The sequence below is a fragment of the Pseudomonas sp. V88_4 genome (assembly GCF_029967985.1).
In the GTDB taxonomy this organism is placed as follows: Bacteria; Pseudomonadota; Gammaproteobacteria; order Pseudomonadales; family Pseudomonadaceae; genus Aquipseudomonas; species Aquipseudomonas glycinae.
In genome coordinates this window covers 1-25,574 of record NZ_JASCAF010000031.1, presented here as the reverse complement: position 1 = coordinate 25,574, position 25,574 = coordinate 1, and the positions used below count along the sequence as shown (strand labels likewise).

Below are 25,574 nucleotides of genomic sequence, written 5' to 3'. Positions count from 1 at the left end.
GGGATGATCGCCGCCCAAGCGCGACCATCCCTCGGAGATTCAAATGTCATTGCTTAGCAAGAAAGCCGTTGTCCTGTTGTTGGCGGCGGTGGCCGGTTTCGGCGCCATGAATGCTCAGGCAGCCAAGGCCAAAGAGAAGGCTGTCACCGAGAAAGTCTCGATGCTGGAAGGCAAATTCAGTTTCGTCCTGCCCAAGGGCTTTGTCGGCGACCCGCTGCCGGCCGGTCCGACCGGCGCCAAGGGCACCATGTACAGCAATGACGCCACCAAGACTGTAGTCATCGTCGCCGAAAACCAGATTCCCGAAGGCAAAAACGTCAAGGACAACGACAGTGCGTTTCTGGACGGCACCGTCTCCGATTTCATCGACGCCCAACGCAAGGCCCTGCCGGACTTCAACAAGCTCAGTGAAAAGAGCCTGACCCGCAAAGGCAATGGCCTGGGTCTGCGTCAGGTCGACAGCACCGCCACCCAGGGCGGCGGCCAGACCCTCAACACCACGTTGCTGGCCGGTTCCGGCACGCGCATGGCGCTGGTCCAGGTGATTTCCCGGGCCAGCGACAAGAGCGGTCACGAGGCACTGGTGAAAACCATCCTCAAGGAAAAGTGATGCTCAGGGATTGAGTTGCTGCAACCAGTCGTTCAAATCCCGAAGCTCGGCCGCACTGATGCTGTGGCCGACGCCGGGATAGGCATGAAATTGCGGTTTGTACGACAGCTTCTGCAACAACGCATCGGCTTCGGTGCCACCGCTGTACGGCACCCGGTCATCCGCCGTGCCGTGGCCGATGAAGATGTCCAGCGGCGGATGCTGTTGCTCTGACTTCAGCTCGCTCTTGAGCACCGGCAACACCCGCCCGCTCAACGCCGCAATGCCCCCCACCGCCGCCGGCTGCCGCAGCCCGACCTCGTAGGTCATCATCGCGCCCTGACTGAAACCGATCAGGTACACCTTCTCCGGTCGCGCGTGATATTTCTGCGCCGCAGCGGCGATAAAGGCCCGCAGTTTCTGGCTGCTGGCCTTCAGATCATCAGTCTCACCGTTGTAGGCACCTTCGCCTTTCTTGCGAAACCACTGGAAACGTCCTTCGCCCAACGCCATCGGTGCCTGCACCGACAGGTAGTTGTAATGCTTGGGCAGCTGAAATTTCATACCGATCAAGTCTGCTTCGTTGCTGCCATAGCCATGCAGGAAAATCACCAGCGGACGCTGTTCGGCGTCCGGGTGCACCTGGGCCAGGTAGTTGAGCGGCAGATCGTTTTGCAGCGAGGTCTGAGCCTGAACGGCAGTGGACGCGAGCAGCGTCAACAGCGCAAACACCTTCAACATAAGCCTTCCTTCACACAGTGCAGGGTTCGGGGCAGAGCCTAACACTGTCTGTCCAGCTATTGCGGTGCCGCTGACATCGCCATCGCGGGCAAGCCCGCTCCCACAGTGATTGTGCGTACACCTCGAAACCTGTGGGAGCTGCGGTTCGACGTTTCGACTTGCCCGCGAAAAGGCCATCAAATTCAGCAAAGATCCTTCAATCGTTAATCAGCTTCCCGACTCGAATCGGCTTACGCCCCGCCACCTTCGCCTGCCAGATTCCGGGCTGGGTATAGCGACCGCGATCGATGGCGAACAGCACGCCGCTGGTGCCGGCGCGCACGGTGGTCACGCGGTCGTTCAGCGGATCGACCACTTCGAACAGCGCATCGCCACGCTCGACCCACTCACCGGCATCGCGCAGGAAACTCACCACGCCGTGGTGCGGTGCAAACAGATATTCAGTGCCTTCGAACGGCATGCCTTCGCAGCATGCTTCCGGCGCTGTTGGCCATTCACCGCTGATGAAGCCCTGTTCGGCGAGAAAGCCCAGGATCGCCTCGCAGTTGGCCTGAGCCTGATCGACGCGGGTGTCGCCCATGCTGCCCAGCTCCAGGGTGGTGGCGAGGTTGGCCGGTGGAATCGCCGCGTTCGGAAAGGCCCGGGCCAGGCGCAACCACGGCGAGGAGCAGGATTCATCGAACGAACTGCCGCCGGAGTCTTCACACAACAGCGCCACGCCAGCCTTCAGGCGTGCGGCGAGGGATTGCCACTGCGGCCAGTGTTGCGGCAGTGCGTAAATATGAATCGCGGCGTCGAAATCGCAATGCAGATCAAGGGTGATATCGGCCTCACAGGCGTGGCGCAGCAACAGACGATGCAGTGCTTCCAGTTGCGAGGCCGGGGCCGGCAGTTCATCGAGCACCTGGCCCATGGCCTGGCGGATCAGCGCGATGTTGGCTTGGGCATCACCGCCCAACTGACTCCCGATGCGCTCGGCCACCGGCGCACTGAGTTCAACGAAGGAGCGGTTGAAGTTCTTGCCGCTGCCCAGTTCGAAACGGCCCATGTGACTGCCTTGCAGATGCTGATCGAGGCCGATCGGGTTGGCCACCGGCACCAGTTCGATCACGCCTTGCAACTGACCGTTGCTTTCCAGCTCGGCCAGGCGTTTTTTCAGTTCCCACGCGGTGCGCATGCCCGGCAGTTCATCGGCGTGCAGGCTGGCCTGGATGTAGACCTTGCGCGGGCCGGCGCCGTAACGGAACACGCTCAGGGAACGTTCGCTGCCCAAGTGGCTCCAGGGCAGAAGATGATCGATGCGTTGCATGGGGAACTCCGGAAATTCTGTGGTCGCTGCTACCCAGCGACCGCATTGAAAATGTGCTGACAGGATAAATCACGGGCGAAAAAAAAGTGGCCACCGCATCAACGGGGCCACTTTTTTCTACAGCGTATTAAAGGCCGTATACGTCAAAGTCGAAGTACTTGTCCTGCACTTGCTTGTACTTGCCGTTGGCGCGGATTTCGTTGATGGCGGCGTTGAATTTCTCTGCCAGCTCGGTATCGCCTTTACGCACGGCGATACCGGCGCCGCCGCCGAAGTACTTGGCGTCTTCGTAGGTCGGGCCGACGAATTCGAAGCCTTTGCCGGCGTCGGTTTTCAGGAAGCCGTCGCTCAGGTTGACCGAGTCGGCCAGCATCGCGTCGATACGACCGGACACCATGTCCAGGTTGGCTTCCTGCTGCGAGCCGTAACGCACCAGCTCGATGCCGGCCGGCACCAGTACTTCGGTGGCGTAGCGGTCGTGGGTACTGGCGCGCAGCACGCCGACTTTCTTGCCTTTGAGTTCGGTCAGCGGGTCTTTCACGCCGGAGCCTGCCTTCATCACGAAGCGCGCCGGGGTGTGGTAGTACTTGATGGTGAAATCGACGTTTTTCTTGCGGTCGTCAGTGATGGTCATCGAGGACAGGATCGCGTCGATCTTCTTCACTTTCAGCGCCGGGATCAGGCCGTCGAACTCTTGCTCGACCCAGGTGCATTTGACTTTCATCTGCTCACACAGCGCATCGCCGATGTCCACGTCGAAACCGGCCAGTTTGCCGTCAGGGGTTTTCATCGAGAATGGCGGGTAACCGGCTTCGATACCGATACGGATCGGCTTGGCGTCTTCGGCCACGGCGGTCAGGGACAACATCGACAGTGCCAGGGCACCGAACATAACCAGCTTTTTCATTTATTACTCCCGTGTGCGGAGGCTTTTATTGGCAGCTTTCGATTATCAGGTTCGGCCTTGGGCTGTACAGCGCAAAAAAACCGAAGTGGCCGGCAGTCTATGGCGGCGCGCACGGGGCAAATTGTTTTTAAGCGACAAATACTTACAGAAAATCGGCGAGTGCCATCACCTGGGAAAAGTGTGCGCCAGAGCGATGCAAGGGTTGTAGGACAAAGCTGGGTTTCTGAAGGATGGGAGTGCCTGTATTCGATCAAGAGCGACCCGCATTTTTAATCAATACGGATCTATCAATGAATGCGTACGCAAAAAACCTGCCGAAAAATTTACTAGCCCAGACAGCTAGAATTGACCGGCTATCGGGAGGCTCCTCCGTCGATCATCTAGCGCTTATTGAAAAATCAATGACTCCCAGATAGTAACGTCCGTACCATGACTTTCAGGCTGCGTAGTAGGTTGAACTCGTCCTGTCTTTTTAATAAGCCCTTCCCTACGAGCTCTACTCATAACCCCCCCTAATGCACGTGCCTCCGCAGGTTTAGGAAGCCCAGTCGCCCATACGTCATCCGGCGTAAATTCCCGTTGATTTTGTGCAACTTGCTTCACTGCTTTATACGCTAACTCTGTCCAATTACCATCCGCCATAAATCCCTCTCACATACCGATTGAATTCAAAGAAAACTGTTACTTCCTGTCTCGCCGACCAAACAGTTTACGAATAAACTGTCCCGAAGCTCAATAATATTATCTGGCTCCGATACACACCATGCATAAGACCCCCAAGCCAGCTCTGCAATACTTTTTCTGAACGGTCCGCTTGCTCGATCCATAAATGCGGTCAAAAACAATAGCTGCTGCTCAACAAATCCAGCTTCCAGAGCTAAGCGGGTTAATGCAGTCTTCCTTTCACGGTTAATAGGACCATCGGTGGCAACGACTTCAGTGAATACCACCTTCATGTCAGCACCGCCAATATCCGAACCTAAATCCACTAAAATGACATCAGGTAAAGCCTTCGATGCGTCAATTTTTAAACCAAGTGCATTCGCGAGTGCTTCGTCTCTCGCCACCACTTTGTTACCCGACTCTGAAAGCCAAAGTATAGCTGGATGCTTTAGAAAGCGTGGAGCAAAGACTTCGATTACCGCTTTGGCAATAGCACTCGATGCCCCTGGAGCCAGAGAACGAAATTCACCATTTGGAAAATTAACTTTCACCGCGTCGACTGCGAGGGTAGCACCGTGCTTAACAAGTCGAAATCTCGAAATCGCTGCTTTGGACAAGTGCGATTCTTGCCATAGGGTAATCATCCTCTCTAGATCTGAACCTACCAGGTTGGGGTCGAATAGACCTGCAAATTCCTTCTCTAAAGCGTACTTTGGCTTAGATGAGGTGGTAGGTACGCCCGGTCGCTCTACAACAGCTCGAAGCGCTACTAAGCCATTACGCAATGTCTCGTCTCGAACTGGTTCGCGGCTGTTTTCTGCATACCACGCAGAAGATGTGCGCCAATTTTTTTGTTCCAAAGACATGGTAACCCAAGCAGCACGACTCCCCTCGTCCACTAAAACCGCCTGCTCATCAGACATTCCAGTGACTTGACTTGGCCTGATCCAGCGCTCAGCCCCGTCAATAGCACCAGTGTAAAACATTACGAAGATAGCTCGCGCTGCCATTTCTCGGACCACATAGTTCCGATTCTCTGTACCCTCAGGAAAAATTTCAGGTAATCGTTCGTAGATAAGTGCTACAGAAGGTATGAGAGATTGAAACAAAACTAAACCATCCCGTAAAAAGAGGACACCAAACGCTCGACAGCTGGTTTCTTGTTTGACCCGAGGGTCAGTAGTTTTTCTAAGCTAAGCAACTGTTCCACTGAAGGTAGAGGTAAGGCGTTCATTTCATAGGCGGAAACCGCCACACTTCCGCTGATACAACGAAAAACACGATCTACGACCTCCGTATTCAATAGCGCAGATATAGCAGCGACGGAGATTTGCGCATCTGACGGGGTGCGGGGATATACCATATTGAGGTGATTTTCTACGATCGCTCCGCCGTACTGGTCCAAAAAATCCTGTGGTAAAACGGCGGCAACCAGCCGACGACCCTGTTCTTTCGAAGTAGTACGCTGAACCAACACACAGCTGGCTTTAGTTACTAAGTGCGGTTGGGACTCCTCCGGGGCGAAGAACGGAACATGGTTACGTCGCTCTGCCTTAAATGCAAAATTCTCTGACGTGACAGACTCTGCCCATATCAACGGCAATGTAGTACGGTCAATTTGAGTACGGAGCTGTTCGCGGTGGCGATTCCATACTAGAGGCCCGGTGGAAACAGAATATCCAAGATCTGAAAGGCGTGTAGGCATATGATCGATTGCGCGCAATATCGCTGCATCCATCGAGGTTCGCGGTAATAGCCATGGTTCTCCACCTCGACCAACGCACATGGTGCCTAAAGACTCAACACGAGCAGCATTAAGTCCTTGGGGAACAAGCGACGAAATTTCTGCCGGCGTATGTCGAACTTCTCGGACGTACGTTGTTAACATTGTCTCCTGCAGCACGTCGTCGAATACATCGTCACGATCCGACACAAAATCGAATCCGATCGGCGTTGCCTCTTTAGTAAGCAATTGACGCAATGCTTTGAAGTATTGCCCACCTAAAAAAGAGGTAGGCGTGAGGTAGGCAACAACTCCGCCTGGTTTGACCATGCGCAGAGCCAAGTCGGTAAAAAGACCGTAGAGATTGGCATGCCCGAAGAGTGAACGAGCGTAATATTTACGCATCGGCTCATCCAAGGACAAACGCCCATAGGGTGGATTCCCAATCACTAAGCCAAATTTTTTGGGCTGCTCACATGGTCGTAAGGCATTATCGACGGTCACTATTTCAGGCAGTCGTCGGCCGGCAGCAATGCAAAGAGGCATTAAAGCGGCCTCCACCAAAACTTGAGCCATCCATGCTGCGAAAGGGTCAATCTCAATGCCCCTCAAGCGCACGCCCAACTGACGGACAATCCATCCAGGTTCCGCGGGACGCGCGCGATCAAGCATTCGCAATGCTATCGGAACAAGGAAAGCACCTCCCCCACATGCGGGATCAATAGCCGTATCGAAAGAGAAGTCAAAACCGGCAGCTTCAGCCATATCAAGCAGACGAGCGACAAGGGGGGGCGGCGTATAATATGCCCCCATCGCGGAACGCTGTGCGTCGGGTAGCATTACCGTATAAATGCTGCCAATCAGATAACCAGCATCTTCGACAGGGAATTCCGCAATCAATCGCCCTATGCCATCTGCAACAAATTGAACATCGACAACCAGCACTGGTAATGAATCCCGCATTGGCCTCGAGGCCATATTCACACGATGGCGCTTGCAGACCTCAGCCCAATAGGAGCTAACGATTGCCGCGCAAAAGGCTTTAGCATGGTCCAAACGCGCGTCATCCGTTTTTTTGGCAGCAGCATATCCACGGGCCATGGCCTTGCAAGCTTGGTAACGATGGATTGGCTCGGCCGATGGATCTATCCAAGTCGCGTTCGCGGAGAGGTTGTTCATGAATATCCTTTGGCTGCGTAGAGGTACTCTTTTGGAAGGCATCAGAACGACTTCGTTTGTGTGGGAGTATCCCATCGAAGCCTTGGTACCTTCAAAGACCTGGTGCTATCAATTTAGCTACGATGCCCCCAACGCTCCATCAAAATGCGGCTTCTGTCGGAGCTTTAAAAATCTGCGCGAACGTTATCACAACGTTGGAAAAAACAATAAGTTAGCAGATCAACGTGCTTCTTGGGCCGTCTTCCAAAACCTGAATCTGTAATTTTTCAGGGTAGCGCGCTGAATGCCAGACCAGTTGCACTCCAGAGTGTGTCTTTGAAACTTCGGAGTCATCTCTTGACAAATCAAGAGGGGCCTGAGCGCTAGCATTGACAACTTAAGGAATCGCTGGAGTTTAGCCACACACTCAACTCAAAGCCTTCATCCAGCCAACCGGTCACCCCGCCGATCATCTCTTTGACCGGATAACCCAACGCCGCCAGCTTCACCGCGGCCTTGTTGGCGCCATTGCAGTGGGGACCGGCGCAATAAACCACGAACAGTGTGTTTTTCGGGTAGTTCGCCAGCCCTTCCGCCGTCAGCAAACGCCCCGGAATATTGATCGCTCCCGGCACATGGCCGCGCTCGAAGGCCAGCGGCCCGCGCACGTCCACCAGCACAAAGTCGACTTCGCCGGCTTCCTGGCTGCTGAAGACGTCGGAACAATCGGTTTCAAAGGTCAGACGGTTGCTGAAATGCATCAGGGCAATGGCCGAAGGCGCTGCAGGGATTTCGCGAACCAGGCTGGTCATGTTGAATCACTCCTTTGTCGGTGGGGATGAACAGACTTTATCGGGCCGTCGCTTGCCGCTACAGTGGCGCACAAGACACTCACCGGGAATTTTCCGCCAAATGCCTGATTCACCTGGGTTGGTCGCCATTCTGGCCTACGACGGCCTCTGCACCTTCGAGTTCGGCATCGCCGTGGAGATCTTCGGCCTGGCCCGGCCGGAGTTCGATTTCCCGTGGTACGAGCACTGCATCGCCGCCGTCGATCAAGGGCCGATGCGCGCCATGGGCGGGATTCAGGTGCTGGCGGACGGTGGTCTGGAATTGTTGGCGGATGCGCGCACCATCATCATTCCCGGCTGGCGCGACCGCAGTGCGCCGATGCCGGAAGCCTTGCTGGAAGCATTGCGTGATGCCCACTCACGCGGCGCCCGGTTGCTGTCGATCTGTTCGGGCGTGTTTGTGCTGGCCGCCAGCGGCCTGCTCGACGGTCACGGTGCCACCACCCACTGGCGCTACACCTCGGAGTTGGCCGAGCGCTTCCCGGCCATTGATGTCGATCCGGACGTGCTTTACGTCGATTCCGGCCAATTGATTACTTCAGCCGGCAGCGCAGCCGGGATCGATGCCTGCCTGCATCTGGTAGCGCGGGACTTCGGCACGCAGATCGCCAACGCGGTGGCGCGACGGCTGGTGATGTCGCCGCAGCGCACCGGCGGTCAGGCGCAGTTCATTCCGACACCGGTCAGCCCGACACCGCGCAGCGACCTGTCACGCGTGATGCAGTGGGCCCGCGAGCGCCTGCACGAACCGCTGGAAGTGCGCGATCTGGCCAGCGAAGCGGCGATGAGCGAACGCACCTTCCTGCGCAAATTCACGGAGGCCAGCGGCCAGTCACCCAAAGCGTGGCTGCAACACGAGCGTCTGGCCCGGGCCCGGGAATTGCTGGAAAGCACGCCGCAGAACACCGAACAGATCGCCCTGCGCTGTGGCTATCGTTCAGTGGAAAGCTTTCGTGTGGCGTTTCGCAGCGTAGTCGGGGTGCCGCCGTCGGTGTATCGCGAGCGCTTTGGTCGTGAGGTCAAGGCTTGCGCAACAGGTAGGTGTCCATGATCCAGCCATGCTCGGCCCGCGCGGCTTTGCGTACCCGTTCGATCTCATCGGCAACGTCGCCGAGCTTGCCATGGATGAGGATTTCATCCGGCGTGCCGAGGTAGGCGCCCCAGTAAATCTCTGTCTCCTGATCTGCCACTTGGTGGTAGGAATCTTCGGCATCAAGCATCACCACCAGGCTGTCGGCGTCGCTCACCTGCCCCGCCGCGAGGCGTCGGCCGGTGGTGATCTCAATCGAGCGGCCGATGCTGTTCAACGGCACCTTGTGTTGCGCCGCCAAGGCCTGAACGCTGGTGATGCCGGGAATGACTTCGAATTCAAACTCGCATCGCCCAGAAGCCAGAATCGCCTTCAGGATGCGGATTGTGCTGTCGTACAACGCCGGATCGCCCCACACCAGAAAACCGCCGCACTGCCCGTCAGCCAATTCGTCATTGATCAGGCGTTCGAAGGTTTGCTGCTTGGCGCGGTTCAGATCATCGACGCTGGCGCTGTAGTCCAACTCGCCGCGCTCGCGTTCCGGGCTGTGGGCCTCGGCGAAGCGGTAGGTACGATCGGTGATGTAGCGCTCGCAGATTTCCCGCCGCAGCTCGATCAGCTTGTCCTTGCTCTGGCCCTTGTCCATCAGGAAAAACACGTCCACCCGGTTCAGCGCCTTCACCGCCTGCATCGTGATGTAATCCGGGTTGCCGGCACCGATGCCGATCACCAGCAATCGCTTCATGGCTCTGCTCCTTCCACACTCATGCCGGACAAGCGTAGCCGCCAGCGCCCGGCAAACCGCAGATCGACCGCCGCCAGCGGCTCGACATCAAGGCTGTGAAACGCCTCGCCCTGCACAACCTGCATCAATGCAGCGCGAATCACGAACGGATGGGTGACTGCCACCACGTGCCCCGGCGTGGCTTGCAGTGAAACCAGCCACGCCACCACCCGCTCACGCAGTTGCGCCACCGACTCACCTCCATGGGGTGCGGCGTGTGGGTCTTCAAGCCAGGCCTGCAATGCTTCGGGTTCGTTCTGTTGCAGTGCCTTGATCGACTGACCTTGCCAGCCTCCCCAGTCGCAATCACGCAGAGCCTGATCGATGCGCGCTTCACGGCCAAACCACGCCGCCGTCTGACGAGTACGCAGTTCAGGGCCACAAATCAGACGGAATGATGTGTCGAAACGCGAAGCCAGCGAGCAGGACGCCAACGCCGTTTCTTCAACAGCTTCGTTCGTAGGAAAACACGCCAATTTTTGTGCGACGGTTCTGGCATGGCAGATCAATGTCAAACGGGTGGTCTGCACGGGGAGTCACTCGGCTGGAAGACAGGACGGTCATCGGCAAATTCGCGGATGTAACGGTGATTGTGCCGTAAACCGGGAGGCCCTGGGCAAGTCGATTAGATGTCTTGAGTGTGTGAAAGCGGCAATGTCTGACACCGCAACGGGCAATGGACTACAAGACTGATCGACATCCATGTAACCCTTACGTTACGGGCATCCCGCGCCATTTTGGGGCTTGGTTTAAACGCGGAAAAATTCACTAGACATGTAGCGTCAGTTACATAAATACTGTTTTAACGAATTGTGAAGCGAATTCAACACCCCATCCAGCAGGAGCCCGGATGCCACCTCTCAGAGAACTGATCACCGACCCCGGCCTTGACCTGACGCCGTCGGAGCGCAAAGTCGTTCGCGCCTTGCTCGATCAGTATCCACGCAACGGGCTTGGCCCGATGGCGCGCCTGGCCGAACATGCCGGCGTCAGCGATCCGACCATCGTGCGGCTGGTGAAAAAACTCGGCTTCGGTGGTTACGCCGAATTCCAGGACGCCCTGCTCAGCGACATGGACCATCGCCTGCGCTCGCCGCGTACCCTGTTGCAGCCGCGCTCGCATCAGAACAAGGACGACGCCTGGAGCCATTATCTGGCTCATAGCCACAACCTGCTGGCCGAAACCCAGGCCCTGACCCAACCGGAAGATGTACGAATTCTGGCCGACTGGCTGCTCGACACCCGGCATCAGGTCTACTGCTTCGGCGGGCGCTTCAGCAGCCTGATGGCGACTTACCTGCTCAACCACTTGCGCCTGCTTCGCCCCGGTTGCTTTGCGCTGGAAGACAACGCGCAACTGCCCGATCGCCTGTTCGATCTGCAACGCCAGGACGTGGTGCTGGTGTTCGACTATCGCCGCTATCAGACCCAGGCCCTGCGCGTGGCCAGCGCAGCGAAGAACAGCAACGCGCGTGTCGTGCTGTTCACCGACATCTACGCCTCGCCGCTGCGCGAACTGGCCGACATGATCATCAGCGCACCGGTGGAGTCGGCTTCGCCGTTCGACACCATGGTCCCGGCGCTGGCCCAGGTCGAGGCATTGATTGCTTGCCTGACCCTGCGCAGCCCGGACCTGGCCGATCGCCTGGAAGGCATCGATGCCCTGCGCAACGACTTCGACACCCATTTGCTGGAGGATAAATAAGGATGTTCAGCCTTCCCCATCGTTCGCCACGGGACCTGCCGTTTGTCACCGACCACACTGCCCTGTTGCTGGTGGACATGCAGCGCGCCTGGCTCGAGCCACAGTTCGACCCGCACCTCGAAGGCCCGGACGCAGCGTATTTCCTCAACCGCACGCGCTCGCAAGTGGTGCCCAATCAAGTCCGACTGCTCAACGCCTTCCGCGACGCACGGCAGAACGTGCTGCACACCCTGATCGAAAGCCTGACCGCCGACGGCCGCGATCGCTCGCTGGATCACAAACTGTCGGACATGCACCTGCCCAAGGGTAGCCCGCAGGCCCAGGTCATCGCCGAACTGACGCCGGCGGAAAACGAAATCGTGCTGCCCAAGACCTCGTCCGGGGTCTTCAACTCGACCAACATCGACTATGTGCTGCGCAATCTGCAAACCCGTCACCTGATCATCGCCGGGATCGTCACCGACCAGTGCGTGGACATGGCCGTGCGCGATGCCGCCGATCGTGGCTACCTCGTCACCCTGGTGGCGGACGCCTGCGCGACGTACACCGAAGCACGCCACGACGCCTGCCTGAACGCGATCAAGGGCTACTGCTGGATCACCGACACCGACACCGTGCTCGGCCGGTTGCAGGAGATGCAGCCATGAGCGAACGCCTGTCGCCGTTGCCGATGACCACCATCGTCACTACCGACCTGATCGGCGTCACCCGTGGCCGCTCGTTTCCCAGCGATGAGCTGGAGCACTATCAGGCCGCCGGTTGTGGCTGGGTGCCCGCCAACAGCGCGCTGACGCCGCAGGACATCATCGCCTCGACCAGTCCGTGGGGCGCTTATGGTGATCTGCGGCTGATTCCCGATCTGGCCAGCCGCGTCACGGTCGGCAACGGCCCGGACGCCGCAGCGCCAGCGCTGGATTTCATCCACGGCGACATCCGCGAAACCGATGGCCGACCATGGGCAGCCTGCCCGCGCACCCTGCTGCGCAATGAGGTCGAGCGCTATCGCGATGAGCTCGGCTTGCAGGTCAACGCCGCGTTCGAACACGAATTCAACCTGCACGCCGGGTTTGCCGAACATCTGGCCTTCTCGCTGGAAGCCCAGCGCCAGGGCGCCGAATTCGGTGGCTGGCTGCTCAGTGCGCTGCGCGCCGGAGGCGTCGAGCCGGAAATGTTTCTGCCCGAATACGGCAAGCACCAATACGAAATCACCTGCCGCCCGACCCTTGGCGTGGCGGCGGCGGATCGCGCGGTCAACGTGCGCGAGATCACCCGCGAAATCGCCCGGCAGATGGGCCTGGACTTGAGCTTCGCACCGAAGACTGCCGCCGACGCGGTGTGCAACGGCGTACACCTGCACGTCAGCCTGCTCGATCTGGCGGGTCAGCCGATGCTTTACGACGCCGGCACCAGCAATGGTCTGTCGACCCTCGGTCAGCACTGGGCGGCGGGCGTGCTGCATTACTTGCCGGCACTGTGCGCGTTCACCGCACCGACGCCGGTGTCGTATGAACGTCTGCAACCGCATCACTGGAGCGCGTCCTACGCCTGTCTGGGCCAGCAGAATCGCGAAGCGGCGCTGCGCATCTGCCCGACCGTGAGCCTGGGCAACAAACCCGTGGCGAAGCAATACAACCTGGAATTCCGCGCGATGGATGCCACCGCCTCGCCGCATCTGGCGATGGCCGTGCTGTTGATTGCCGGGCGTCTGGGCATTGAGCAGCGTCTGGCGCTAAACGCCATCACTGATGAAATACCCGATTCACTCAACGACGAACAACGCAAGGCCCGAGGCATCGTCGCCCTGCCCGCCTCCCTGGCCCAGGCACTGGATTGCCTGCGTCGCAGTGAAGCGTTGGTCGAAGCGCTGCCAAGCGCGTTGCTCGACACTTATTTCGCCCTTAAAACCGAGGAACTGGCGCTGACGGAACAGCTCTCGCCCGCTGATCTTTGTGAGCACTATGCACGCCTGTACTGAATCCGCCGAGCTTGGGTTGTACACCCGACCGGTCTACAACCTGAGCCGTGAAGATTCGACGCACCCGCTGATTCTGGTGTGCGAACACGCCAGTCGCTACATCCCCGAGGCCCTGAACAATCTGGGCCTGGATGACACTGCGGCGCGCGAACACATTGCCTGGGACATCGGCGCCCTGGCGCTGGCCGAGCAATTGTCGGAGCAACTGGGCGCCACGCTGTTGAGCGCCAACTATTCGCGCCTGCTGATCGACCTCAACCGCCCTCGGCATGCGCTCGACAGCATTCCGGCGCAGAGCGAGATCTATCAGGTGCCGGGCAACCGTGAGCTTGACGAGGCCACCCGCGAATACCGTCGCCAGAGCCTGTTCAAGCCGTTTCATACGCGACTGCAGCAATTGATCGATGCACGTCTGGCCGAAGGTCGACCGGTGCGGGTGGTGGGGATTCACAGCTTCACCCCGGTGTACTACGGCCAGGCGCGGGAGCTGGAAGTCGGCGTGTTGTTCGGTCAGGCCAGGGCCTATGCCCAGCGGATGCTCGACGGTCTGGAGCGACATCCGCTGAAAGTCGCCGGCAACCAGCCCTACAGGATCGACCCGCTGGGCGACATGACCGTGCCGGTGCACGGCGATGCCCGGGGCCTGGAGTCGGTGTTGATCGAGGTGCGCAACGACCTGCTGCGCAGCCCGGAAGCGGTTTCTCGCTGGGCGGATTATCTGGCTCCATTGTTGTAAGGATTGTTGTAACCACTGCTGACGCTGTAAACGACGGACCGATATAACAACTAAAACGACCGATTGGCTGACAAGGAGTTGCGCTTCATGGAAATAGAAGAGTTTGGCTACAAACAGGAGTTGAAACGTAGCCTGACACTGACCGATCTGGTGGTGTACGGGATGATCTTCATGATCCCCATCGCCCCGTTCGGCGTGTATGGCTACGTCAATGCCGAGGCACCGGGGATGGTGCCTTTGGCGTACATCATCGGCATGGTGGCGATGGTCTTCACCGCGCTGAGCTACGGCAGCATGGCGCGAGCCTTTCCGATTGCCGGATCGGTGTATTCCTACGCGCAACGGGGCCTGAATCAACATGTCGGCTTCATCGCCGGCTGGCTGATGCTGCTCGATTACCTGCTGATTCCGCCGCTGCTGTACGTGTACGCGGCGATGGCGCTCAACCACTTGTATCCGGACATCCCAAAGGTCGGCTTCATTCTGGCATTCCTGGTCAGCGCGACTTTCGTCAACCTGCGCGGCATCACCTTTACCGCCCGCATGAACATCCTGTTCCTGCTGGCGCAGCTGGTGGTACTGGGGATTTTCCTGTTCTACGCCTGGAACGCCCTGCACAACGGTGGCGGCAACGGCCAGTTGACCCTGGCGCCGCTGTATCACCCGGAAACCTTCAACTTCGCTCTGCTGATGCAAGCGGTTTCGATTGCGGTGCTGTCGTTCCTCGGCTTCGATGCGATCTCCACCCTCGCCGAAGAGATCAAAGGCGATCCGGGCCGCAGCGTCGGCAAAGCGGCGTTGATCACTCTGGTGGTGATGGGTGTGATTTTCGTCGCACAAACCTGGATCGCCACCGATCTGGCAGCCGGCATGGGCTTCAAGTCCGCTGACACCGCGTTCTATGAAATCGCCGAAATCGCTGCCGGCAGCTGGCTGGCGACCCTGACCGGTGTCGCTACCGCTTTGGCCTGGGGCGTGGCGGTAGCGATCACCTCGCAAGCGGCGGTCTCGCGCCTGCTGTTCGGCATGGCCCGCGACGGCAAGCTGCCGAAAGTGCTGGCCAAGGTGCATCCGAAACACAACACACCGTACCTGAGCATCTATCTGGTAGCCGTGCTGTCGCTGGTGATCTGCTACCTGTTCATCAATTCGGTGGACACCCTGACCTCGCTGGTCAACTTCGGCGCCCTGAGCGGCTTCATGCTGCTGCACCTGACCGTAATCAATTACTACTGGCGCCGGCAGAAATCCGGCCAGGTGATCCGTCACCTGATCTGCCCGGTGATCGGCTTCATCATCGTCGCGGCCATCATGTACAACATGGGCGTCGATGCACAAAAACTCGGCCTGATCTGGATCGCATTGGGTCTGGTGTACCTGTTCTTCCTGAACAAGCTCGGCGCCAGTACCGCGCTGCCTGACCCGAGCAATGGCTGACAAGAAAAAGAGCGGCGTCTGACAAAAAATCAGGCGACCGCCGATTTAACGCGTGGAAACCGACAGTGATAGTCAGGTTCGGCGAATGGGCCGAACCTTTTGATACAGGAGTGCATCCATGCTGGTCTTACGTCCAGTCGAGCCAAACGACCTGCCTCAATTGCAACAACTGGCGCGCGACAGCCTGGTGGGCGTCACGTCCCTGCCGGACGACAGCGAACGCCTGAGCGAAAAAATCGCCGCGTCCTGCGCTTCGTTCGACAGTGATGTCGCGGCTCAGGGCCCGGAGAATTACTTCTTCGTGCTCCAAGACCTGGACACCCGCCGACTGGTCGGCTGCTCGGAGATCCTCGCCACCGCAGGTTTCAACGAGCCGTTCTACAGCCTGCGCAACCGCCACTTCACCAGCGCTTCGCGGGAGCTGAACATCGAGCACGGCGTGCCGGCGCTGTCGCTGTGCCACGACCTGAGCGGACACACACTGCTGCGCGGTTTCCACATCGACGCGGCACTGGTGCGCACGCCGTTTTCCGAATTGCTGTCGCGGGCAAGGCTGCTGTTCATCGCCGCCCATGCGTCACGTTTTGCCGAAGCAGTGATCACTGAAATCGTCGGCTACAGCGACGAGCAAGGCCATTCACCGTTCTGGGATGCGCTGGGCAAACATTTCTTCGACCTGCCCTACGTCGAGGCCGAGCGACTGTGCGGCTTGCAGAGCCGTACGTTTCTCGCCGAACTGATGCCGCAATATCCGATCTACGTGCCGATGCTGCCGCAGGCGGCGCAGGACTGCATCGGCCGCATCCACCCGGACGGCCAGGAAGCTTTCGACATCCTCGAGCGCGAGGGTTTTGAAACCAACAGCTACATCGATCTGTTCGATGCCGGCCCGACCTTATATGCACGCACCGCCAATATTCGTTCGATCGCCCTTAGCCAGACAGCCAAGGTTCAGGAGGAACCCCTGATCGATGCTCGCGGTCGCTATCTGGTGAGCAACGATGCTCTGCATGGTTTTCGGGCCGTGGTCGCCGAGCTGGATTATCAGCCCGGTCAGCCCCTGGCGCTTGACCCGGCCCTGTGCGCGGCGCTCAACGTCCGCGCTGGCGGCACGATCCGGGTAATTGCCCTGTGAACCGCGCCCCTACCCAACGACAGTGCCCGAACTGGCGCGCAAAAGGAGTTGCAGCATGATTGTCCGTCCGGTCCAAGTCAGCGACCTGCCAGCGTTGATGACGCTGGTGCAACAGGCCGGGCCGGGGTTCACCACCCTGCCCGCCAATGAAGATCGCCTGGCCCACCGGGTACGCTGGGCGCAACGGGCGTTCGCCGAACAGGTCGAGCGGGCCGATGCCGATTATCTGTTCGTGCTTGAAGACGACGAGCAGCGAGTGGTCGGGGTCAGCGCCCTGGCCGGCGCCGTCGGCTTGCGCGAGCCCTGGTACAACTACCGGGTCGGGCTGACCGTCAGTTCGGCACCGGATCTTGGCATCCAGCGGCAGATCCCGACCCTGTTTCTCAACAATGAACTGACCGGCCAATCGGAACTGTGCTCGCTGTTCCTGCGCCACGATCAGCGCCACGGCAGCAATGGACGTCTGCTGTCGCTGGGGCGTTTGCTGTTTGTCGCTGAGTTCCCGCACCTGTTCGGCGAAAAGATGATTGCCGAACTGCGTGGCAGCGCCGACGAACAAGGCTGTTCGCCGTTCTGGGACAGTCTGGGCCGACACTTCTTCCAGATGGATTTCAGTCACGCCGACCACTTGTCCGGGCTGGGCAACAAGGCGTTCATCGCCGAACTGATGCCACGCCAGCCGCTGTACACCTGCCTGCTCACCGAACAGGCCCAGGCCGTGATCGGCCAGGCCCACCCCAACACCGAGCCGGCACTGAAGATTCTCCAGGCCGAGGGTTTCGCCCATAAGGGCTACATCGACATTTTTGACGGCGGCCCGGTCATCGAGGCGCCGATCCGCAGCATCCGCACGGTGCGCGACAGCCTGGAACTGACCCTGAGCATTGGCACGCCGGACGATCAGGCGCCGCTGTGGCTGATCCACAACCGACGCCTGGAAAACTGCCGCATTACCGTCGCGGCGGGACGCCGGGTAGGCAGCAGTCTGGTGATCGACCGTCTCACTGCCAAACGCCTGCAATTGCAACCGGGTAATTCGGTGCGGGCGGTGCCGTTACCCAATCAACAGCAGCAGGCGGTGGCGGCCTGAGCGCCTCTGCCTGCAGCAAGAAAGCCTGAACAGGTTTTTCCTGGTTAACGTCCTCGTTAATTCGTCATGATTCTTGACCCATTCGCGTGATAGCCTTTTCACCTTCGGCGTTGACACCTTTGCTCAAGCCTTTCCATTCCTTTGTATTGGTGGAACTCGTATGACCAGGCTTTCTCATCAAGATTTGCGCCGTAACTTCCGTCAGCTGCTGGCTTCCGACACCTGCTATCACACAGCCTCGGTGTTCGATCCGATGTCCGCCCGCATTGCCGCTGACCTGGGTTTTGAAGTTGGGATTCTCGGCGGCTCGGTCGCCTCGTTGCAGGTTCTGGGCGCTCCGGACTTTGCCCTGATCACCCTCAGCGAATTCGCTGAACAGGCCACCCGCATCGGCCGTGTCGCCCAATTGCCGGTGATCGCCGACGCCGACCACGGCTACGGCAACGCCCTGAACGTAATGCGCACCATCGTCGAACTGGAACGCGCCGGTGTCGCCGCGCTGACCATCGAAGATACCCTGCTGCCGGCCCAGTTCGGCCGTAAATCCACCGACCTGATCACCGTCGCCGAAGGCGTCGGCAAGATCCGCGCAGCACTGGAAGCCCGGGTCGATTCGGAAATGGCGATCATCGCGCGGACCAACGCCGGGATCCTGCCGAACCAGGAAATCATCAGCCGCACCAAGCAATACCAGGCCGCAGGCGCCGACGGTATCTGCATGGTTGGCATCCAGGACTTCGACCAACTCGAGCAAATCGCCGAACACCTGACCGTCCCGCTGATGCTGGTGACCTACGGCAACCCGGCGCTGCGCGACGACAAACGCCTGGCCGAACTGGGCGTGCGCGTCACCATCGACGGCCACGGTGCTTACTTCGCGGCGATCAAGGCGACTTACGACAGCCTGCGCGAACAGCGCCAGATCTTCACCCAGGCCTCGGACCTGAGCGCCACCGAACTGACCCACACCTACACCCAGCCTGAGGAATACATCCTCTGGGCCAAGGAATACATGAGCGTCAAAGAGTAACCTCGCACCACGCTACAAAGAGGCAGAGCGGCCCGACGCCATCACGAGTTCACTCGCATGGCGCCCGCCGCGAAACCGCTGCCTGCCGTTACCGTTTAGCCAACTCCATAATCATCCGCGACAACAGATAAATCCGCGGCGCCACGCTCTCCACCTCCGCGTATTCCTCCGGCGTATGAATGTTGCCGCCGACAATCCCGAACCCGTCCAGCGTCGGCGTCCCCACCCCGGCCGACAGGCTCGCATCCGCCGCCCCGCCACTACCTTCCTCGGTCAACTTGCGGCCAATTTCGCCGTAAATCCCTTGCGCCATCGCCATCAAGCGATCCGACTCCGGCGTCTGCGGCATTGGCGGCAAGCCGCGTTGCAATGAAGTCTTCACCTCGGTGTCAGGAATCAGCTTGTCCTGGGACACCCGCGCCAGATCCTTCTCGATCCGGTCGAACTCTTCCGGCACCGCTGCACGCACGTCAGCCTTGGCCGTGGCCTGATCCGGGATCACGTTGGTGCGGTCGCCAGCCTTGAGCACGGTGAAGTTGATGGTGGTTTTCTTGGCTTCGTCGCCGAGCTTGCCCAGTTGCAGGATCTGGTGCGCCGCTTCCATCGCCGCGTTGCGCCCCAGTTCCGGTGCGACGCCGGCGTGAGCGGCCTTGCCCTTGACCTCCACCAGCGCGGTGGCGCTGCCCTTGCGCCAAACCACCAGACCATCAGCCGGACGGCCCGGCTCGAGGTTGAGGGTGACGTCGTGCAGCTTGGCGGTTTTCTTGATCAGGTCGGTGGCGACGTCCGAGCCGGTTTCTTCGCTGGCATCGAGCAGGAAAGTGATTTGCGCGTAGTCCTTGAAGTCGAGGTTTTTGAGGATTTTCAGCGCATAGATGCCGGCGACGATCCCGCCCTTGTCGTCCATCACGCCCGGCCCGTAGGCGCGGCCGTCCTTGATGTGGAACGGTCGCTCGGCGGCGGAGCCTTCCTTGAACACCGTGTCCATGTGCGCCATCAGCAGTATTTTCGCCTTGCCGGTGCCTTTGAGCGTGGCGAGCACGTGGTTGGTTTTTTCTGGGGTGTTGGGCACCAGTTCGATGGTGGCGCCGAGCTTTTTCAGCTCATCGATGGCGATGTCGCTGACTTGCTTGAGCCCCGGTTCATAGCCGGAACCGGAGTCGATATTGACCAGGCGCTCGAGCAGTTTCAGGGCTTCGGGTTGGTATTGCTCGGCGTCGGCCAGCACCTGTTTGTGCGGTTCGGCAAAGACACAGGAGGCTGCAAAAGTGAGGGACAGGCCGGCCAGCAGAGAACGACGGAATTTGAACGTCATGAATCAATCCTTGTTTCGTGTCGGGTACTGAACCGTACCTGACATCCGCCCAAGGCTCTATCCCCGATGCGACACCCGATCTGTTCAAACCGAATCGAATACCTCGCGTCGCGGGTTGTTATCGCTGCAGCAAATCACCCGGTTACGTCCGCCGGCCTTGGCTTCATACAGTGCCTGATCGGCGTCATCGAGCCAGCGCGTCGCGTCGCCGTGAGCCGGGTCGAGCGCCGCCAGACCAATGCTCAGGCTGACTTTCAGCGCCGGATTCTGGTCATACACCAGAAAGGAAAAACGCTCACGCAACGCTTCCATCGCCTGCGCCGCATTGAACAGCGGCAAGTCCGGCAGGATCACGCAGAACTCGTCACCGCCGTATCGCCCCGCCACATCGGCCATGCGCAGGTTCTGCTTGAGCATCTTGCTCAACTGGCGCAGGACGATATCGCCGGCCACGTGGCCATAGGTGTCATTGATCGCCTTGAAGTGGTCGATGTCGATCAGCGCAATCGCGGCACCGGTCTGCTGACGCTTGCAGCGTTCGAACTGGATTTCCAGTTGATCCTTCCAGGCGCCGTGATTGAGCAGACCGGTGAGGCTGTCGGTGCGGCTCAGGGCCAGAAGTTCACGTTTATGCAAGCCGAGGGTGTAGGCCTGGCGAAAGCAGATCCAGCCCAGCGCCAGCGGATACAGCGTCAACAACGGCAGACAGGCATAAAGCTGTGCCGGTGTGGTCATCGGGACGAACGCCGGGGCAAACACCACCAGCCCGACACCCACGCCAAGCAACTGCGCCGCCGCCCCGGCCAGCAGAAAACGCAGGCCGCCGATGGCAACGTTGTTCATCGCCATCATCGAAATGGTCGTGGCGCTGGGCAAGGGATTGAAGTGCATGGCGGCGACCCAGAAGCCGCCGAGAAAGGCGTCGATCAACAGGTTGCGGTGTTCGGCGTGGTACGGAACCTTCGCCCGGCGGGCCCATTGATACGCAAGGTGCGGCCAGACCAGGCCGTTGAACAGCATCAGCGCCCAGACCCAGGCGGGGGGATCGAGCGGGTACATCGCGACGCTCACGCACAAAAGCCCCAGGACCAGCCCGAGGATTCGCGATGTATAGAGCCTCCTGGCCAGTGAAAGTCCCTTTCCTCCCGTTCTTCCCATAAGGGCCTCGACCACTCGACGGCACCGCGCAGACCGCAGACCGGATGTGCTGGGAGTCTATCAGGGCAACGTTAAATAGCCATCACCGGCCAGCGGGCCGAATACCCCGTCATCAGCACCACACGGCAGGCAAATGATTGGCTATACATGAAAGGGGGAAAATGGAAAAAAGACTCTAAGAAGGAGGCCCATGCAGACCTACCAAGTGTTGATTATCGGCAGCGGTTTTGGCGGCCAGTGCGCGGCGGTCAATCTGCTCAAGGCGGGTATCGACGACTTTCGCTTGCTGGAACGCCGCGACTTTTTCGGTGGCACCTGGTGCCAGAACACCTACCCCGGCGCAGCGGTGGATGTGCCGTCGCCGCTGTATTCCTTGTCATTTGCGCCTTATCGCTGGACGCAGATGTTCGCCGAACAGGCCGAACTGCACCGCTACACCGACCATGTAATCGAACGCTTCGGCCTGCGCGACCGGGTGGAACTGAAGGCCAACGTCGAGCGCGTCGAATGGGACGACACCGAAAAACGCTGGGCCGTACACACTGGCACCAAAGGCATTTTTTATGCGCAGTTCCTGATCAATGCCACCGGGCCGTTGAGCCAACCGGTTATCCCACACTTCCCCGGTCAGGATCGCTTTCAGGGCAAGACTTTTCACACAAACCATTGGGATCACAGTTACGACTATCACGGTAAACGGGTAGCGATTGTCGGCAGCGGTGCCAGTGCGGCTCAGGTGATTCCGGCGATTGCACCGAAGGTCGCCCATTTGCATGTGTTTCAGCGCACCGCGCACTGGGTGCTGCCCCGGGCCGACCGTACATTCGGGCGGTTCCAGCGCTGGTTGCTGGGTCTGAAACCGGCCTACAAACTGCTGCGCTGGATGATCTATTGGCAATTCGAAACCCGGGTCATCGCCTTCAAATACTCGAAACCGGCGATTCACATGGTGCAGCGACACGCCCTGAAGTTTCTCAAACACCAGGTGGCTGACCCCGAGTTGCGGAAAAAACTCACACCGGACTTCACCATCGGCTGCAAACGGGTATTGGTCTCCAGCACCTACTATCCGGCGCTGACCCGGCCCAACGTCACGTTGCACAGCCGCGAACAGGGCATCGCCAGCCTCGACGAAACCGGGATCGTTACCACGGGCGGCCAGCACATCGACGTCGATCTGATCGTCTGGTCGACCGGTTACGACGCCACCGACGGCGTGATTTCCTACCCGGTCAGCGGAAAAAACGCCGTGCAACTGCGCGACGTGTGGGCGCAATACCCGCGCGCCTACCTCGGCACCAGCCTGCCGGACTTTCCCAACCTGTTTATCGTCACCGGGCCGAACACCGGCATCGGGCATACGTCGGCGCTGTTCATCATCGAATCGCAGATGAACTACATCCTCGACTGCATCCGCACGGTGCAGGCCAAAGGTCTGCGCAGCATCGAAGTTCGCCGCGAAGCAGAACGTACCTACACTCAGATGATTCACCGGGAAATGGAGCGCACGGTCTGGAAAACCGGCGGCTGCCACAGTTGGTATCAAAGCAGGAGCGGTCACGTGATCGCGATGTTCCCCGGCTTCAGTTTCAGCTACCACCGGTTGACCCGGGCGCTGAAACCGGCCGACCACATTCTGTCTTGAACAAGGAAGACCCACGATGCTTTTGCTGTTTGTCGCCCTCGCGGTTTTCGTGGCCTGGAGCTGGTTGAGTTACCCGGCGGTCGGCCACTGGCTCTACGATCTGAGCGCGGCCCTTGAGGCCAGGCTGTACCGGTTGCACAAGATCGAAGTGCCGATCGCCGAAATGACCGTGTCGACCTGGCAAGGCGGGCCTTACGAAGCGTCGAGCAGCATCTTGATGCTGCACGGCTACAGCGCCGAAAAGAACCTGTGGCTGCGCTTCGCCAGGCATTTTGTCGGGCAGTATCGGGTGATCATCCCGGACCTGGCCGGCCACGGTGAAACCGGCTTCAAGGCCGGCGGTGGCTACGATATTCCGGTGCAGGCCAAGCGCATGATCCAGTTGCTCGACGTCTGCGGCGTCGAGAAAGTCCACGTGATCGGCAACTCCATGGGCGGCTACATCGCCGCGTGGCTGGCGGCGACCTACCCGGATCGCATCGCTTCGGTAGCGCTGATCGACCCGGCGGGCGTCACTGCGCCCGAGCCCAGCGACATGGAGCGCCACCTGGCCCGTGGGCACAATCCGTTCCTGATCAATTCCCGGGAAGAATTCCGACGCTTCTATGCCATGACCATGGCCTCGCCACCGTGGGTGCCCGGCCTGGTGCTGGACGCCATCGCCCAGCGTTACGAACAATGCCGCGACGAACTGGAAGAGATCTTCCGGGATTTTCGCGCCAGCCCGCCGATGGAGCCGAAACTGCCGGACATCAAATGCCCGGCGCTGTTGCTCTGGGGCCGCAAGGACCGGTTGATCGACGTCAGCAGCGTGCCGGTGTGGAGCAAAGGCATCAGCAATCTGCGGGTCGATGTCTGGGATGGCGTCGGCCATATGCCGATGGTCGAGCAACCGTCGAACACGGCACGTCTGTATCGGGAGTTTCTGGGGGAGCATTCGCGTCAGGACAGGTAAACGGTCAGTCGTTGGCAGAATGAAGTCCGTAGGATTCTTCGTTTGCCCGCGTCAGCGAAGGCTGCGATCTTTTCCAACACCTTTTACGTGACCGTGCCAGGAATTTTTTTCATGACCGTGCAGCCTTTCGTCAGCCCCGACCTGATCCGCCAACGCTTCTCCAAAGCGATGTCCGACATGTACCGCGAAGAAGTGCCGCTGTACGGCGCGTTGATGGAGCTGGTGGAACAGACCAACCGCGACGTGCTGGCACGCGAGCCGCAGATCGCCAGCCAACTGCAAAGCACCGGTGAGATCGAACGGCTGGACATGGAGCGCCACGGCGCGATCCGCGTCGGCACCGCCGCCGAGCTCGCCACCCTCGCCCGTTTGTTCGCAGTGATGGGCATGCAACCGGTGGGCTATTACGACCTGACCCCTGCCGGGGTGCCGGTGCACTCCACGGCGTTTCGCGCGGTGCATGAAAATGCGCTGCAGGTCAGCCCGTTTCGGGTGTTCACTTCGTTGTTGCGACTGGAATTGATTGAAGACCCCGAGCTGCGGGCCTTCGCGCAATCGGTGCTGGATAAGCGTTCGATCTTTACGCCATCGGCGCTAAGGTTGATCGAACAGGCCGAAGCCGCTGGCGGGCTGACTGAATCCGAGGCCGGGGAATTTGTCCTGCAAGCGCTGGAGACTTTTCGCTGGCACCACAGCGCCACCGTCACCGCCGAGCAATACCAGACGCTCAGCGCCCAGCATCGCTTGATCGCCGATGTCGTCGCGTTCAAGGGCCCGCACATCAACCACTTGACCCCGCGCACGCTGGACATCGACATCGTCCAGGCACAGATGCCGCTGCATGGCATCACGCCCAAAGCGGTGATCGAAGGCCCGCCGCGCCGGCAGCATCCGATCCTGTTGCGTCAGACCAGTTTCAAGGCGCTGGACGAGCCGATCGCCTTCACCGACCAGACACAAACCCGCGGCAGCCACAGCGCCCGCTTCGGCGAAATCGAACAGCGTGGCGCAGCGCTGACCCCCAAGGGCCGTGCGTTATACGACCGACTGCTGAACGCGGCGCGCGATGAACTGGGCGATTTCCCCAACGAAGCCAACGCCTCACGTTACAACGCGCTGATGACCCAGCATTTCAGCGAATTCCCTGACAGCCTCGAGGGCATGCGCGAGCAGGAACTGGCGTACTTCCGTTATTTCCTGACAGACAAAGGGCTGGCGGCGGGTCGTCCCGCTGATGCCTCGCTGCAAGCATTGTTGCGCTACGGCTATGTGAAAGCCGAACCGCTGGTGTACGAAGATTTCCTGCCTGTGAGTGCGGCAGGGATTTTTCAGTCGAACCTGGGGGATGCAGCGCAGACGCACTATGGCGAACATTCCAACCGACAGGCGTTCGAGCTGGCCCTGGGGCGTTCGACCATTGATGAGTTGGGCCTGTATGCCGAAACCCAGCAACGCTCAATCGAGGAATGCCTCGCTGCAATTACCCGATCCGCGTAAAAAGCGGCGATTGGCCATACTGCGCAAGAAGTTGCGCACTTGTTTCGTAAAAATGCTCACCGATTCCGCTGGAGGCCATGTGTTTCAAGGCCTCCAGCCAAGTGCGCAAGAAGTTGCGCAGTACTGCGCAACTTCTTGCGC

23 protein-coding genes are annotated in these 25,574 nt (G+C 59.5%); 13 read left to right on the top strand and 10 right to left on the bottom strand.

Annotation, left to right across the window (positions count from 1 at the left end; translation table 11 throughout):
* Positions 1–43: 43 nt before the first annotated feature.
* Entirely contained in the window at positions 44–610 is a 567-nt protein-coding gene (locus QLG12_RS09885; protein WP_064384130.1) for a hypothetical protein, read from the top strand.
* A 3-nt stretch (positions 611–613) separates the two neighbouring features.
* Here the strand turns inward: QLG12_RS09885 and QLG12_RS09880 are convergent, their stop codons facing one another.
* The 6 genes from QLG12_RS09880 to QLG12_RS09855 all read right to left on the bottom strand — a co-directional run bounded on the left by QLG12_RS09880 (position 614) and on the right by QLG12_RS09855 (position 7,902).
* Positions 614–1,330, bottom strand: coding sequence for a prolyl oligopeptidase family serine peptidase (locus tag QLG12_RS09880; protein WP_197871036.1), 717 nt, complete (start codon positions 1,328–1,330; stop codon positions 614–616).
* Between the two features lie 196 nt (positions 1,331–1,526).
* Positions 1,527–2,639 (bottom strand): succinylglutamate desuccinylase/aspartoacylase family protein, encoded by a 1,113-nt coding sequence (locus QLG12_RS09875; RefSeq protein ID WP_197871034.1) that lies wholly within the window; start codon positions 2,637–2,639, stop codon positions 1,527–1,529.
* Positions 2,640–2,766: 127 nt separating this feature from the next.
* Positions 2,767–3,546 carry an ABC transporter substrate-binding protein gene (locus QLG12_RS09870; RefSeq protein WP_197871032.1) on the bottom strand — a complete coding sequence of 260 codons (780 nt, stop codon included), beginning with the start codon at positions 3,544–3,546 and terminating at the stop codon, positions 2,767–2,769.
* A gap of 668 nt (positions 3,547–4,214) precedes the next feature.
* Positions 4,215–5,318 (bottom strand): BsuBI/PstI family type II restriction endonuclease, encoded by a 1,104-nt coding sequence (locus QLG12_RS09865; RefSeq protein ID WP_282474401.1) that lies wholly within the window; start codon positions 5,316–5,318, stop codon positions 4,215–4,217.
* Positions 5,319–5,320: 2 nt separating this feature from the next.
* The gene (locus tag QLG12_RS09860) at positions 5,321–7,111 is read right to left on the bottom strand and encodes an Eco57I restriction-modification methylase domain-containing protein (RefSeq protein ID WP_282474400.1); all 1,791 of its coding nucleotides are present in this window, start codon (positions 7,109–7,111) and stop codon (positions 5,321–5,323) included.
* Positions 7,112–7,473: 362 nt separating this feature from the next.
* A complete protein-coding gene (locus QLG12_RS09855) occupies positions 7,474–7,902 on the bottom strand; it encodes a rhodanese-like domain-containing protein (protein ID WP_282474399.1) in 429 nt (142 codons plus the stop codon).
* Between the two features lie 100 nt (positions 7,903–8,002).
* On the opposite strand from QLG12_RS09855, the gene ftrA reads away from it, so the two are divergent.
* Positions 8,003–8,992 carry a transcriptional regulator FtrA gene (gene ftrA / locus QLG12_RS09850; protein ID WP_197871028.1) on the top strand — a complete coding sequence of 330 codons (990 nt, stop codon included), beginning with the start codon at positions 8,003–8,005 and terminating at the stop codon, positions 8,990–8,992.
* Here ftrA and cobF read toward each other — a convergent pair.
* On the bottom strand, positions 8,961–9,716 hold the full coding sequence (cobF, locus tag QLG12_RS09845; protein ID WP_282474398.1) for a precorrin-6A synthase (deacetylating): 756 nt from the start codon (positions 9,714–9,716) through the stop codon (positions 8,961–8,963). The two genes, ftrA and cobF, sit on opposite strands and share 32 nt — an antisense overlap.
* The gene (locus QLG12_RS09840) at positions 9,713–10,285 is read right to left on the bottom strand and encodes a phosphoglycerate mutase family protein (protein WP_282474397.1); all 573 of its coding nucleotides are present in this window, start codon (positions 10,283–10,285) and stop codon (positions 9,713–9,715) included. The genes cobF and QLG12_RS09840 overlap by 4 nt, the downstream gene beginning before the upstream one ends.
* A gap of 320 nt (positions 10,286–10,605) precedes the next feature.
* On the opposite strand from QLG12_RS09840, the gene QLG12_RS09835 reads away from it, so the two are divergent.
* The 8 genes from QLG12_RS09835 to QLG12_RS09800 all read left to right on the top strand — a co-directional run bounded on the left by QLG12_RS09835 (position 10,606) and on the right by QLG12_RS09800 (position 18,863).
* Entirely contained in the window at positions 10,606–11,460 is an 855-nt protein-coding gene (locus tag QLG12_RS09835; protein WP_197871022.1) for a MurR/RpiR family transcriptional regulator, read from the top strand.
* Between the two features lie 2 nt (positions 11,461–11,462).
* The gene (locus QLG12_RS09830) at positions 11,463–12,107 is read left to right on the top strand and encodes an isochorismatase family cysteine hydrolase (RefSeq protein ID WP_197871020.1); all 645 of its coding nucleotides are present in this window, start codon (positions 11,463–11,465) and stop codon (positions 12,105–12,107) included.
* On the top strand, positions 12,104–13,435 hold the full coding sequence (locus QLG12_RS09825; RefSeq protein ID WP_282474396.1) for a glutamine synthetase: 1,332 nt from the start codon (positions 12,104–12,106) through the stop codon (positions 13,433–13,435). Before QLG12_RS09830 ends, QLG12_RS09825 begins: the two co-directional genes overlap by 4 nt.
* Positions 13,419–14,171, top strand: a complete 753-nt coding sequence (locus tag QLG12_RS09820) for an N-formylglutamate amidohydrolase (protein WP_282474395.1) — start codon at positions 13,419–13,421, stop codon at positions 14,169–14,171. Before QLG12_RS09825 ends, QLG12_RS09820 begins: the two co-directional genes overlap by 17 nt.
* Positions 14,172–14,258: 87 nt before the next feature.
* Entirely contained in the window at positions 14,259–15,608 is a 1,350-nt protein-coding gene (locus QLG12_RS09815; RefSeq protein WP_085686274.1) for an APC family permease, read from the top strand.
* Between the two features lie 118 nt (positions 15,609–15,726).
* Positions 15,727–16,743: an arginine N-succinyltransferase gene (locus QLG12_RS09810; protein ID WP_282474394.1), complete on the top strand. Its 1,017-nt coding sequence runs from the start codon at positions 15,727–15,729 to the stop codon at positions 16,741–16,743.
* 55 nt (positions 16,744–16,798) lie between these two features.
* On the top strand, positions 16,799–17,833 hold the full coding sequence (astA, locus tag QLG12_RS09805; protein WP_197871012.1) for an arginine N-succinyltransferase: 1,035 nt from the start codon (positions 16,799–16,801) through the stop codon (positions 17,831–17,833).
* Positions 17,834–17,993: 160 nt separating this feature from the next.
* Positions 17,994–18,863 (top strand): oxaloacetate decarboxylase, encoded by an 870-nt coding sequence (locus tag QLG12_RS09800; protein WP_007956238.1) that lies wholly within the window; start codon positions 17,994–17,996, stop codon positions 18,861–18,863.
* Positions 18,864–18,951: 88 nt separating this feature from the next.
* Here QLG12_RS09800 and QLG12_RS09795 read toward each other — a convergent pair whose 3' ends face one another.
* Both QLG12_RS09795 and QLG12_RS09790 read right to left on the bottom strand, forming a co-directional pair.
* Positions 18,952–20,178 (bottom strand): M20/M25/M40 family metallo-hydrolase, encoded by a 1,227-nt coding sequence (locus QLG12_RS09795; protein WP_282474393.1) that lies wholly within the window; start codon positions 20,176–20,178, stop codon positions 18,952–18,954.
* A gap of 84 nt (positions 20,179–20,262) precedes the next feature.
* Positions 20,263–21,336, bottom strand: a complete 1,074-nt coding sequence (locus QLG12_RS09790; protein ID WP_282474392.1) for a diguanylate cyclase — start codon at positions 21,334–21,336, stop codon at positions 20,263–20,265.
* A gap of 190 nt (positions 21,337–21,526) precedes the next feature.
* On the opposite strand from QLG12_RS09790, the gene QLG12_RS09785 reads away from it, so the two are divergent.
* The 3 genes from QLG12_RS09785 (at position 21,527) to QLG12_RS09775 (ending at position 25,433) form a co-directional block, all read left to right on the top strand.
* Complete coding sequence (locus QLG12_RS09785; RefSeq protein WP_282474391.1) at positions 21,527–22,981, top strand: NAD(P)/FAD-dependent oxidoreductase; 1,455 nt, start codon at positions 21,527–21,529, stop codon at positions 22,979–22,981.
* Between the two features lie 16 nt (positions 22,982–22,997).
* Positions 22,998–23,936, top strand: coding sequence for an alpha/beta fold hydrolase (locus tag QLG12_RS09780; protein ID WP_011333489.1), 939 nt, complete (start codon positions 22,998–23,000; stop codon positions 23,934–23,936).
* Between the two features lie 111 nt (positions 23,937–24,047).
* Entirely contained in the window at positions 24,048–25,433 is a 1,386-nt protein-coding gene (locus QLG12_RS09775) for a VOC family protein (RefSeq protein WP_282474390.1), read from the top strand.
* Positions 25,434–25,574 lie beyond the last annotated feature (141 nt).